Raw genomic sequence first — 12,366 nt, forward strand, 5'->3', positions numbered from 1 at the left:
AGCGTGTAATCACGCTGACTGCGCCTTTTTCCCGAATCCATTGAGTCCTCCTGAAGATAGGTCAGAAGGTGTAAACCCTATTCAGGACGGGACAAGCGACATAAAAAAGCCCCGGCTCGTGAGAGTCGGGGCTTTTTGGGTTCTAGGGGGTGGCGTTGCTACGCAATCTGTCGCACCTCTCGGCAGCGGCGACAGGCTTTTCAGCTGCCGGCGTTACTCGGGGGCCGCTTCGTGCTTTTTGATGGAGTCCACCAAGCGCTTGGCCAGTGCCGGGTAGTTTTCATCAAAGTGATGCCCGCCCGGCAGCTTCATGGTTTCACCGACCGCAGTCTTGGCGGTACAGCCGCTCTCGTCGATCTCTTCTGCACCATAGACGCACAACACTTTGGCTGCGGGCAGTTTGGCCATTTCAACGCCGGTGTCGGCTTCGGCCCCGGCTTTGCCCAGCCACCCATCGACATGGATTTCAAAGCTGCCAGTACGTGCAAAGGCCAGCAGGATAATGCTCTCGACTCGATTTTGCTCCGCTTCCGGCAGGCGGTTGTAGACGGCGGGCAAGACATCCGCGCCAAACGAGTACCCCACGAGTACAAAACGCTTGGTGCCCCACTTCTGACGGTAGTGCTGCATCAGTTCTGTCAGGTCGGCAGCGGTTTGTTCCGGGGCTTTGTGTTGCCAGTAATAGCGCAGGGTGTCGATACCGATCACGGGGTAGCCCGCCTTGGCCATTTCGTCGCCGATAACGTGGTCCAGGTCAGCGCGCCAGCCTCCGTCACCCGAGAGGAACAACACCAGTGTGTCATTGGGTTTGCTGGCCGGTATCTCCATCAGGGGGATGTTTAGGCCGCCGTTGTCATCGCTGACCAACAGCTTGCGCAGCTCATTGCTCAACACTTGTGGCTGCGCAATATCGTAATCACTGATGCTGGTTTGAGCGTTTGCCTGATCGCGAACAAAGGCAGCGTCAGAATCTTCGGGTTCTTCGTTCCAGGCCACGAGCCAATGCCCGTGAGCGGCCGACTTGGGTACCGGCGGGCCGCAATCTTTCGGTGTCATCGCAAAACCGACCGACACGGCTTGCGCCTTGTCATTGGTCTGTTCGGCCAGCCAGCGCCAGGCCAGTGTTGCGCCCGGGCCAATGCCGCTTACAAGCGTGGCGGGGCCGTTCAGTTGTTGCAGGCCTGTTTGCAGGGCTTGCTGCTGCAAGGCGCAATCATCCTTTGGCAAGATCACTTGCACCAATTGCGCTGCGCCGCTGCGGCTGAGGGCCATCAGTTGCTGATCGTTGAGCGCATCCTCGATCGGGGCTGCAATCACGACATGGGCGCGAGCGGACTGGCCAGGCGTGACTTTGGTCAGGGTTGAGCCATCGGCCTGGGGCAGGTGTTCAATTGTCGGTTGCGGTACAGGGCGATTCCAGAACCAGTAGCCGCCAGCTGCAAGTGCAGCCAATACAACGAGGGTCAGCAGTAAAAAACGCCAGGAACGATGTTTCATTAACGTTTCACCAATCCAGTCAAGCCACCTGCAATCAGGGCGGCGGTATCAGCCAGCGCAACCAGCGGGTCAAGCCCGGCGGGCACGGCCATATAACGAGGTTCCCAGTCGGGCTGGAATTTATCTTTAAAGCGGCGCAAACCCTGGAAGTTGTACAGGTGCTCACCGCGCTGGAACAACATCGACCCCAAACGCTGGGTCAGTGGTGCGCCGCGGCGTGGTTGCAGTCCGGATAATGGGACCATTCCAAGGCTGAAACGTGCGTATCCATGCTTTTTATAATGCTGGATCAAACCGACCATCATGAACTCCATGGTCAGCTTTGGGGCTTGCGGGTGGGCGCGCATCAAGTCGAGGCTCGACAGTTCGTGGCTGTGAGTTTCAAGCAGGTTGGCAAACGCCACTGGCTTGCCTTCAAAACGAATGATAGCGACCCGGAAATGCTTGATGTAGTCCTCGCTGAAGCGGCCCAGGGAGAAGCCTTTTTCCCGGACGTTCTTGCCGGTCAGCCAGGCATCGGAAATTATCTTTAGCTCATCCATCGGTGCTTCGCCAGGCTCGTGGATTTCCAGCGACAGGCCGTCACGGGTCCCACGGTTCCAGGTGTAGCGCAGGTCTTTCATCTCTTTGCCCTTGGCTTCAAGATCAAAGCGATGCAGATCGACCCGGGCTTCTTCGCCCAGCTTGATGGCGGTCAGGCCGATGTCCATATAAAACGGCAGGCTCTGGGCGCGCACCTGATAAAACACAGGGCGGGCATGCAGCGTGTCGCACAGGTCACGGAACTGCCAGATCAGCTCGGCACGTTGCTGGGGAGGCCCGATGGGGTCGTACAGCGCCACCAGGCTACGGCCGCGACGTGCGTACATCAGGAATGCGCTGTCGTCCGGATGAAACAGCAAGGCTTTGTCGCCGGTCAGTGCGAGTCCGCCATCGGGTTGGTCAGAAGCCAGCAGAATCTTCTCGGCTTTTTCCAGCTCAGCGGCGTCAGGCAGGTGCATTGTCGGGCGGGCGGTGCGCAGTAGCCAGGTCAGTGACACGATCACCAGCAGCACGGCAGCGCCCATCAGGGAGCGCAAACCGCGCGGGGCATCCGAGTCGAGGGTGAACTGCCACCACAGTTGATGGCTGTAAGGCACGTCCTGATAGGCGAACAGCAGCAGCCACATCGAGGCGCCCAACACGCAGGCGCTGGCCACCAGATACAGCGGCGAGAACGGTAACTCGGTCAGGCGGCTCGGGCGGTAGAACGAGCGCCGGAACAGGCCCAGCAAGCTCGCGGTGAGCACCAGAATGGTTGCCTCTTCCCAGTCGAAACCTTTAAGCAGGGACAGTACGGCGCCGACCAACAGCAGTACAGTGGTCAGCATCCAGGCGGCTGAGAGGCGCCGACGCAGGCCTTGGGCCAGCAGCAGGCACAGTACGCCGATCAAGCTGGCGCCGAAGTGAGAAGCGTCAATCAGGCCGGGCGGGATAAGAAAACCTATGTGTTCAAGGCGGCTGTCGATTTCTGGGGTGGCGCCTGAAAACAGCAAGACCACGCCAGACATAAAGACCAGCACTGCCAAGACCGGCGCGGCAAGGCCGGAGGCTACGCGTAAACTCTGGCGCGTTTGAATCAAGCGCTGGGCTTCGTTGATCAGCAGCATCAGGCAGGCGAGCAGCAGCGGCAGAATCACATAGATCATGCGATACAGCAGTAAGGCGGCAGCCAAAGGTGCAGCGCCCAGTTTGTCGGCAAAGGCCGCCAGCAGAATCGCTTCAAAAACCCCGACACCGCCGGGTACATGGCTGAGCACGCCTGCGGCCAGCGCCAGCAGGTAAACCAGCAGGAAGGGGCCAAAAGGCGGGGCTTCCGGTAGCAGCAAGTACAGCACGGTGGCCGCAGCGGCGACGTCCAGGGCGGTAATTACCAATTGCAGAAAGGTCAGACGCGGGCTTGGCAGGCGCAGCGTCCGGCGGCCGGCCTTGACCAGTAGGTTGTCCGGGATGGGTTGATCGGGCAGGCGTCGACGATAAATCCCTAGCGCCAGTAAGCCAAACAGTCCCAGCACTGCCACCGCTATCGTGCCGAGCAGGTAAGCCGGGATATGCAGCGCTGCAGCGGCTGCAGGCAGATTGCTCAAGGTTGCCAGGGCCGCAAGAGGCGGTAGGGCGCAACCCAGCGACAGGCTGGCAAACAGCGTCATATGCGCGACTTCAGACGCGCCGACGCCGTGACGTGCGTATAAGCGATAACGCACCGAGCCGCCAGACAGCAGCGACAAGCCAATGGCGTTGCCAATGGCGAACGCAGTGAAGCCGCCTAGCGCCAAGGTTTTCGGGGGCAATTTGACCCCGGCATAGCGACTGGCCGACCACTCGTAGCCGAGCAGAATCAAAAACCCTACCGCTGTGGCAGCAACGGCGCCAAGCAGGGCGGGTTTAGGCACTTCCAGGATTGAGTCGTGCAGCGCGTACAGGTCGAGTTCGCTGAGCAGATGGCGACAAGCAATCAGGGCTATGGCAAACAGCAATAAAGTGAGAGCGAGCCCAATAGGCTGGCGATACTTGCTCAGCAGATCCAGCCAATGCAGGCGTGTTGCGGCAATCGGGTGGGCTGCTGTAACGGTGTCTTTAAGTTCTGGCGAATTATCGGGCATCAATCACCTCGTGAATCGTGCGCGATAGGATGGAGGCATAGACTCAAGTTACCAATCCTTTTGGTCAAAATATTTGAAAATACTTTCAACTGTTTGCCTGATGTTCAGGTTTGGTCTGTGAAAAAAAGGTAATTGCTGCCGCTGAGCATAGACGAGCCAGTGTTCAGTTATATGACAGAAGCCTGAGCAGGCCGGAAGGCACTTTTCGATCGCGCACAAAAAAGGCCACTCTTTCGAGTAGCCTTTTTAGATGTTTGGTTGCGGGAGCCGGATTTGAACCGACGACCTTCGGGTTATGAGCCCGACGAGCTACCAGACTGCTCCATCCCGCGTCTGTGTGGGCGCATTCTACAGATGAACACTGGGTTGTCAACCATAAATCGCGTAACTGATTGAAATCCCCAGTTTTAATCCTTCAGCTCGGACAGGTGGAGGAGGGCAGAAATACACGCGCACAAAAAAGGCCGCTCTTACGAGCAGCCTTTTTCGATGTTTGGTTGCGGGAGCCGGATTTGAACCGACGACCTTCGGGTTATGAGCCCGACGAGCTACCAGACTGCTCCATCCCGCGTCTGAGGTGCGCACTCTACAGTGATGAGCGAGTGAGTCAACCTTTAATGTTCAAAAGTACGAAATAAGCTTCGTTTGGGGGATGGCAAAGCGAAAGCGGGCTTTAGGGGCGGGCTGGAAAAGATCAGCAGATCGCGAGTGGGTTCGCTCCTGCAAAGTCTGTGTATGCCTGCAAAAGGTACGCGCACAAAAAAGGCCACTCTTTCGAGTAGCCTTTTTCGATGTTTGGTTGCGGGAGCCGGATTTGAACCGACGACCTTCGGGTTATGAGCCCGACGAGCTACCAGACTGCTCCATCCCGCGTCTGTGGGGCGGATTCTACAGTGATACGTAGGGCTGTCAAACCTTAATTTTGAAAAAAGTCTTCTGCTTCAATCGCTTAGGCAAAAACTTAGGTGATCGAAATGGCTGCAAGCCCTGTAGCGCAAGGGATTCAGCGCTATTAGGGACGCAACATTGATTAGAAAAACAAATTCATGCCGGTTCGGCGGCGCTGGTCGGAGTAATCAACACCACTGGTGCTATATACAGTTATCGGTGACATACTGGCCGCCTGCATTGCCTACTTCTTTGAAGAACATCGCCTTACATGACGCAGCGCAAAATCATCCACGTCGACTGTGACTGTTTCTATGCCGCTATTGAGATGCGTGATGATCCGAGCCTGGCGAACAAGCCAATGGCCGTCGGGGGCTCTGCCGACCGGCGCGGTGTGATCTCAACCTGTAACTACGAAGCAAGGGCGTTTGGCGTTCGTTCGGCGATGGCGTCTCGGCATGCTCTCAAGCTGTGTCCGGACCTGATCATCGTTAATGGCCGGATGGATGCTTATAAAGAAGCCTCTAAAGAAATCCATAGCATCTTGCGCGATTACACCGAGCTGATTGAGCCACTGTCATTGGATGAAGCCTATCTGGACGTGTCGGATAGCCCGCATTTTGGTAGCAGCGCCACGCGCATTGCTCAAGACATTCGGCGCCGGGTCTCGAATCAGTTGCACATCACGGTATCAGCGGGGGTGGCGCCGAATAAATTTCTGGCCAAGATCGCCAGTGACTGGAAAAAGCCCAACGGGCTGTTTGTGATTACCCCTGATCAGGTCGAAGACTTTGTCTCTGCGCTGCCGGTCAACAAGCTGCATGGGGTGGGCAAGGTCACGGCGGACAAGCTGGGGCGACTAGGGATTGAAACCTGCCACGACTTACGCGAGTGGCACAAGCTGGCGCTGGTGCGTGAATTCGGCAGTTTTGGTGAGCGATTGTGGGGGTTGGCACGTGGGATTGATGATCGGCTGGTGCAAAGTGACAGTCGGCGTCAGTCCGTGAGCGTCGAAAACACCTACGACACAGACTTGCCGGATCTTGCCACTTGCCTGCAAAAGCTTCCCGAGCTTCTGGAGGCGTTGAACAGGCGTATTAGTCGAATCGACAGCAGCTATCGTCCCGGCAAACCGTTCGTCAAAGTTAAGTTTCACGACTTTACCCAAACCACGCTGGAGCAGTCCGGAGCAGGGCGGGACCTTGAAAGTTATCAGGGCTTGTTAAGTCAGGCATTTGCACGTGGCGCCAAGCCTGTTCGATTGTTGGGGCTGGGCGTGCGTTTACATGATCTGAGCAGTGGTCATGAACAGCTGGAATTGTTCGCCAGACTCCCGTAGGCGTTGCGGGAGTCTGGCTTGCCAGCTCCCACAGGTCTACAGCCAATAGCGGTGTTGGCTCAGCTTACCCCAGGGTCTGCTACCAGACGACCCGCGTTCTTGGTCAAAGACTGAAGGAATTCACGTTGCAACTCGGGATCGTTGCGTGTGAGTTCGATCAGGCTTTGTTCCAGTTCGCTGGCTTCTTCTTCCAAGCCCAGTTCTGACAAGCGTTTGACCCGGTGAACCCATTGGTTGACGTCGTCACCCTCAAGGTCGTCATAGATCAGGTTGTGCGCTTCGAGCAATTTTCCACGCAGGTTGCTGCTGATCGACAGGGTCGAGTTTGAGTGGGTTTCGTCCTGGGCATCTTCGACTGTAATGGTCAGTTTGGTCACGTGATTCAGATCTTGCTCGGCAAACGGGCTATCGAGCAAGTTGAGGCGCAACACACCATTGCGGTCAGTGGTCAGTTCATGGCTTTGCTTGCCTGCGCTGACTATGATCGGGCGTTCAGCCCACGGCAGGCTTGAATACTCCAGCCGCTTGTCGCGTTGGACCTCGTCAATGCCAGCCAGATTCTGTTCGGCGCGGCCATGGGATTGCACGTTCATGGCCGGGTTGATGCCTGCAAAGCCGTAACTGATCCAGTCTTTGGTCACGCTGTCCGGTAATTGCCCAAACATGAAAACGTTCAGCACATTGGCGCCGACACCGGCCACAATCGCGACCGCGCCCATGGGGACTTCATAGATTTCACGCCAGGGCTGGTAGGGGGTGTAACGGTCGTAATGACGCGTGACATCGAACTCAGTGACTTCAAACGTCTTTTGTTCATTGATGCGCACACGACGTTGCGGCAGTTCCAGCACAGACGGTGAGCCCACATCAATCTGCAGGTTATGTGCGATCAGTTTGCGCTCGATGCGCTCCTCGTGTTCGCTGCGTTGCGACATGTGATTGGCACAGCCGCTCAACAGCAGGGCGCCGCACATGGCGGCGCCCCCGAGGGTTAAGGTACTTCGATTGAACATGGCGTCTCTAATCTGGGTTCAGCGACGAATGCGCGCCTGAAGGAAGGCCAGCACGTCAGCAACAGGCAGGGCTTGTGGCTCTGCTTCGGTGCGGCTCTTGTATTCCAGATTGCCTTCGGCCAGACCACGGTCACTGACAACGATCCGGTGCGGGATGCCGATCAGTTCCATGTCAGCGAACTTGATGCCCGGGCTGGTTTTCTTGTCACGGTCGTCCAGCAGCACTTCAAAGCCTGCAGCGGTCAGTTGTGCATACAGCGCGTCCGTGGCTTCACGCACGGCTTCAGTTTCGTAGCGCAGGGGTACCAGGGCGACATGGAAAGGTGCCAGCGCGTCGCTCCAGATGATCCCGCGCTCGTCGTTGTTCTGCTCGATGGCAGCCGCCACTACGCGAGAAACACCGATGCCGTAGCACCCCATGGTCAGGGTCACAGGCTTGCCGTTTTCCCCCAGTACCTGGCACTTCATCGCTTCGCTGTACTTGGTGCCCAGCTGGAAAATGTGGCCGACTTCGATGCCGCGCTTGATTTCCAGTGTGCCTTTGCCGTCCGGGCTTGGATCGCCCGCGACCACGTTACGCAGATCAGCAACCACAGGAACTGGCAGATCGCGCTCCCAGTTCACGCCGAAGTAATGCTTGTCGTCGATGTTGGCACCCACGGCAAAGTCGCTCATCAGCTCGACCGAACGGTCAATGATGCACGGCAGCGGCAGGTTCAAAGGGCCCAGGGAGCCAGCACCGGCGCCGATCGCTTCACGCAGTTCACTGTCTGAGGCCATGGTCAACGGGCTTGCTACCAGAGGATGGTTGCCGGCCTTGATTTCGTTGAGTTCGTGGTCGCCTCGGATCACCAGGGCGATCAGTTTGCCTTCTTCGCTAGCATGAACGATCAGGGTCTTGACGGTCTTTTCGATTGGCAGGTTGTAGGCTTCTACCAACTGAGCAATGGTTTTGGCGTCCGGGGTGTCGACCAGGCGCAGCTCTTGGGTGGCCGGACCGCGCGAGGTTTCGGCTGGAACAGCTTCGGCCTTCTCGATGTTGGCGGCGTAGTCAGAGCCGTTGCTGAATACGATATCGTCTTCGCCGGACTCGGCCAGTACGTGAAACTCGTGGGAGCCAGCGCCACCGATGGAGCCGTTGTCGGCTTCAACCGGGCGGAAGTTTACGCCCAGGCGAGTGAACACATTGCAGTAGGCTTGGTGCATGCGGTCATAAGTGATCTGCAACGATGCCTGGTCTGCGTGGAACGAATAGGCATCCTTCATGATGAATTCGCGACCGCGCATCAAACCGAAGCGTGGGCGGATTTCGTCACGGAACTTGGTCTGGATCTGATACAGATTGATCGGCAACTGCTTGTAGCTGTTCAGCTCGTTGCGGCACAGGTCGGTGATAACTTCTTCGTGGGTTGGGCCCACGCAGAACTCGCGACCGTGGCGATCTTTAAGGCGCAGCAACTCTGGGCCGTATTCTTGCCAGCGACCGGACTCTTGCCACAACTCAGCTGGCTGGATGCTCGGCATCAGCACTTCCAGAGCGCCTGCAGCGTCCATTTCTTCGCGAACGATGGCTTCAGCTTTGCGCATAATCCGCAAGCCCATGGGCAGCCAGGTGTACAGGCCTGAAGCCAGTTTGCGAATCATGCCGGCGCGCAGCATCAGCTGATGGCTGATAACGACCGCGTCCGAAGGCGTTTCTTTCTGTGTGGCGAGCAAATATTGACTGGTGCGCATGAGTAGTCGTTGCCGTTGCTGGTGACTAAAAGTGATTGGGCATTGTACGGGCGAGATCTGTTTGCGTACAGGCCAGGGGAGGGAGCGGTGCTCCCTGTGCTTATTCGGGGTGTTTGTCGAAGCCTGCGTCGGGTTTCAGGCGCGCCCTGCGGGTTTCCTGATACCAGTGCAAGCTGATCAGCAGCAGTGTTGGAATACCCATCAATGCGGTAATGATAAAGAAGTTGTGATAGCCAAACTTCTCGACCATGACCCCTGAATAGCCGCCCATCAAACGCGGAAGTAACAGCATGATCGAGCTGAGCAGGGCGTACTGGGTAGCGGAAAACTTGAGGTTGGTGAGGCTCGACAGGTAGGCCACAAAGGCTGAGGTGGCGAGGCCAGAGCTGAAGTTGTCGAGCGAAATCGTGACAATCAGCATCTGCAGGTTCGGGCCCATGTCGGCCAGCAGCATAAATAGAAGGTTGGTGCCCGCGGACGCGGCTCCGCCAATCAGCAGAATCGGCAAAATACCGAAGCGCACAATCAGCAAACCGCCCATGCCTGCCCCGAGAAGGGTCATGATCAGGCCGAAAATCTTGCTCACGCCTGCTATTTGATCTTTGGTAAAGCCTTGGTCGATATAGAACACGTTGGCCATCACGCCCATGACCGTGTCCGACATGCGATAGGTCGCTATCAAGCCGAGCAGCAATAACGCTTGCCAGCGATAGCGCACGATAAAGTCGTTTACCGGCGTCAGAACCGGTGCCAACCCGCGTCGTCCCATGGATGACAAACACAACACAGTCAGCAAGGTGTAGAGGATGGCACGCAGAAATGCCCGATCCTCCATCACCAGCTTCATCAGGCTTACACCTTCAAATAACACCCCTGCAAAGTCGGTGTTATACAGCTGAGTGAACATGGCGGGGACGGAAACCAGCAGCACAATCAGTACGAAAACCGAGGCTAATTGATGAACAAAACTATAGCGCCCTGCTGATAACTGAGTCCGCAAGGTTACCGGCGGTTCGCGCATGAAAAAGGTGGTGAGCAGCGCTGGAACCATCAGCAGCCCAAAAAGCACATAGGTGCCGGTCCACGCTGAGTGTTTGTAGTTGTAGCCTGTCGAGCCAAAGCCCTCAGCAAAAAAAAGTGCACCCGCTGTGGCCAGCAACGCAGCAACCCGATAGCCGGACATGTAACTGGCGGCGAGCGCGGCTTGGCGGTTGTCACTGGCGATTTCCAGGCGGTAGGCGTCGATGGCAATGTCTTGGGTCGCAGATGCGAAAGACACGACAACGGCGATTGCAATCAGCCAGGACAGGTGTTTTTGCGGGTCACAAAAACCCATGCCGACCAGGCCGAGTATCACCAGCGTCTGGGACAACACCAGCCAGGAGCGGCGACGGCCCAGTTTTCCGAGCAATGGCAGGCGCCACTGATCAAGCAGCGGCGACCACACCCATTTAAAGGCGTAGGCGAGTCCGATCAGGCTTGCATAACCAATGGTTTCGCGCGCTACACCGGCTTCGCGCAACCAGACAGAAAGCGTCGAAAACACCAGCATGTACGGTAAACCGGCGGCGAAACCGAGCAGCAACAGCACAAGGGTTGATGGGCTGGAATAGGCAGCTAGCGCTTCGCGCCAGGTTTTACGGGGCATGGACTTGAGTCTGCCTCTGATTACGGAAACAAAGGGCGCACTCTAACCGCAGTGCTCTATTGGGCGCCAGCCATGGACTTGTATATCCACACGATTATTAACAATCCTTAATCCTTCGCTGCGCAGGCGCGCACGCTGTTCGTCACCCGACACACTGCCTGCGGGCAAGCTGATCCGGCCGCCAGCTGCCAGCACCCGATGCCAGGGTAATCGGGTGTCTTCGGGAAGTTGGCTCAGCGTGCGCCCGACCCAGCGTGCTGCTCGCCCCAGGCCCGCCCAGTCAGCGAGTTGGCCGTAGGTCACAACTTTGCCTGATGGCACCAGCATCAAGGTTGAATAAAGAGCTGTGCGGCGCATCTCGGCGGGTGTTGGTTCCGCGTGGGGCGGTGTCTTCATGGGCAGTTATACGAGTTCATGGCGTCAATAAATCAGAGGTTTGCGGCAACAGTTCCAATCAAGGAACTACATGATTATCAGCCGGTCTTTCTTTGTCCGGGGTGTGTCCATCGGGATAATGCCAACATTCTTTCGAAAATCTGAGTTTCGCATCTGCTTATGTTGTCCAGAACCCTGTTATGCCTTGCCGTCTTGAATGTGTCCACGCCTTTACTTGCCGATACTGTCTGGCTGAAGAACGGTGATCGACTGAGCGGCAAAATCAAAGTGTTTGATGGTGGCAAGTTGCTCATTCAGACCGATTATGCAGGCGCCATTGCGATTGACTGGAAACAAGTCAAAACCCTGGAAAGTGATCAGGAACTGCTGGTCAAGCAGGATGCTTACGTCGGTGAAAAGGCCAAGTCGCTGATAGCCGCCGAAGACGGCCAAGTCACGCTGGCCAATGGCGAGGCCCCCAAAACGGTCGAGCTGGCCAGTATCGAGCAAATCATGAAGCCCAAGCCGCTTATCGAGGACTTCGTCTGGAAAGGGAATGTGGATGTTGCACTGGACTACAAGCGTGCGGACAAAGATACCGATGACTACGACATAGACTTCAAGACGACCGCTCGTCATGGCGCCTGGCGTCATCACGCAGAGGGTTCATATAACCGCGAGTTCCAGAACGATGTCGTCACAACCGACAACTGGAACGCAGAATACGCGCTCGACCACTTTATTGATGACAAGTGGTATTGGCAGGGGCGTTTGGGGTACACCCGAGACAGGGTCGAAGACGTTTCTCGTCAGCGCACAGTGGGTACGGGTCCGGGTTATCAATTTTGGGATGACGAACTGGGCGCCTTCTCACTGGGTGCATTGCTCAATCGTGCCGACTACGAGTACTCAGACGGTAAGAAAAACAACTTCTACTCCTTGGCCATGAAGTGGGATTACAACCGGTACCTTATAGGCAAAATGGTGTCGATCTTTACAAATGGCGAGTTGGGTAAACCGCTGGAAGGGGCATCGGATTACAGCCTCGATGCTGAAATCGGCTTGCGTTACAAAGTGACTGAATGGGCATCGCTCAACCTCAAGGCCGAAAAAGACCTGATCGGCACCGGCAGTGGTTCGGACAACGCACTCAATAAAACCCGTTACACCGCAGGGTTTGGCGTGATGTGGTAATTCTTGTCGCGGCTGCGATCCTTGCAAAAATCAAAA

8 protein-coding genes and 3 tRNA genes are annotated in these 12,366 nt (G+C 56.7%); 2 read left to right on the forward strand and 9 right to left on the reverse strand.

Annotated features, from left to right (window positions below):
- Positions 1–213: 213 nt before the first annotated feature.
- From ACIQYF_RS15305 to ACIQYF_RS15325, 5 genes are all read right to left on the reverse strand, one after another.
- The gene (locus ACIQYF_RS15305) at positions 214–1,497 is read right to left on the reverse strand and encodes a virulence factor family protein (RefSeq protein WP_402863242.1); all 1,284 of its coding nucleotides are present in this window, start codon (positions 1,495–1,497) and stop codon (positions 214–216) included.
- Positions 1,497–4,139 (reverse strand): bifunctional lysylphosphatidylglycerol flippase/synthetase MprF, encoded by a 2,643-nt coding sequence (gene mprF / locus ACIQYF_RS15310; RefSeq protein ID WP_402863245.1) that lies wholly within the window; start codon positions 4,137–4,139, stop codon positions 1,497–1,499. Before mprF ends, ACIQYF_RS15305 begins: the two co-directional genes overlap by 1 nt.
- Positions 4,140–4,394: 255 nt before the next feature.
- Positions 4,395–4,471, reverse strand: a tRNA-Met gene (locus tag ACIQYF_RS15315).
- A 162-nt stretch (positions 4,472–4,633) separates the two neighbouring features.
- A tRNA-Met gene (locus tag ACIQYF_RS15320) sits at positions 4,634–4,710 on the reverse strand.
- 225 nt (positions 4,711–4,935) lie between these two features.
- Positions 4,936–5,012, reverse strand: a tRNA-Met gene (locus ACIQYF_RS15325).
- A 286-nt stretch (positions 5,013–5,298) separates the two neighbouring features.
- Between ACIQYF_RS15325 and dinB the strand changes: the two genes are divergently transcribed.
- Positions 5,299–6,366, forward strand: coding sequence for a DNA polymerase IV (gene dinB / locus ACIQYF_RS15330; RefSeq protein ID WP_402863248.1), 1,068 nt, complete (start codon positions 5,299–5,301; stop codon positions 6,364–6,366).
- Between the two features lie 59 nt (positions 6,367–6,425).
- Here dinB and ACIQYF_RS15335 read toward each other — a convergent pair whose 3' ends face one another.
- The 4 genes from ACIQYF_RS15335 to ACIQYF_RS15350 all read right to left on the reverse strand — a co-directional run bounded on the left by ACIQYF_RS15335 (position 6,426) and on the right by ACIQYF_RS15350 (position 11,157).
- A complete protein-coding gene (locus ACIQYF_RS15335) occupies positions 6,426–7,379 on the reverse strand; it encodes a hypothetical protein (RefSeq protein WP_402863251.1) in 954 nt (317 codons plus the stop codon).
- An 18-nt stretch (positions 7,380–7,397) separates the two neighbouring features.
- Entirely contained in the window at positions 7,398–9,113 is a 1,716-nt protein-coding gene (locus tag ACIQYF_RS15340; protein WP_402863254.1) for a proline--tRNA ligase, read from the reverse strand.
- Between the two features lie 100 nt (positions 9,114–9,213).
- Positions 9,214–10,761, reverse strand: a complete 1,548-nt coding sequence (locus tag ACIQYF_RS15345) for an AmpG family muropeptide MFS transporter (protein ID WP_402863257.1) — start codon at positions 10,759–10,761, stop codon at positions 9,214–9,216.
- Between the two features lie 42 nt (positions 10,762–10,803).
- Positions 10,804–11,157 carry an MGMT family protein gene (locus ACIQYF_RS15350; protein WP_402863260.1) on the reverse strand — a complete coding sequence of 118 codons (354 nt, stop codon included), beginning with the start codon at positions 11,155–11,157 and terminating at the stop codon, positions 10,804–10,806.
- Between the two features lie 159 nt (positions 11,158–11,316).
- On the opposite strand from ACIQYF_RS15350, the gene ACIQYF_RS15355 reads away from it, so the two are divergent.
- Entirely contained in the window at positions 11,317–12,330 is a 1,014-nt protein-coding gene (locus ACIQYF_RS15355) for a DUF481 domain-containing protein (protein WP_402863263.1), read from the forward strand.
- Positions 12,331–12,366 lie beyond the last annotated feature (36 nt).

The organism is Pseudomonas sp. NPDC096917, from assembly GCF_044762555.1.
In the GTDB taxonomy this organism is placed as follows: Bacteria; Pseudomonadota; Gammaproteobacteria; order Pseudomonadales; family Pseudomonadaceae; genus Aquipseudomonas.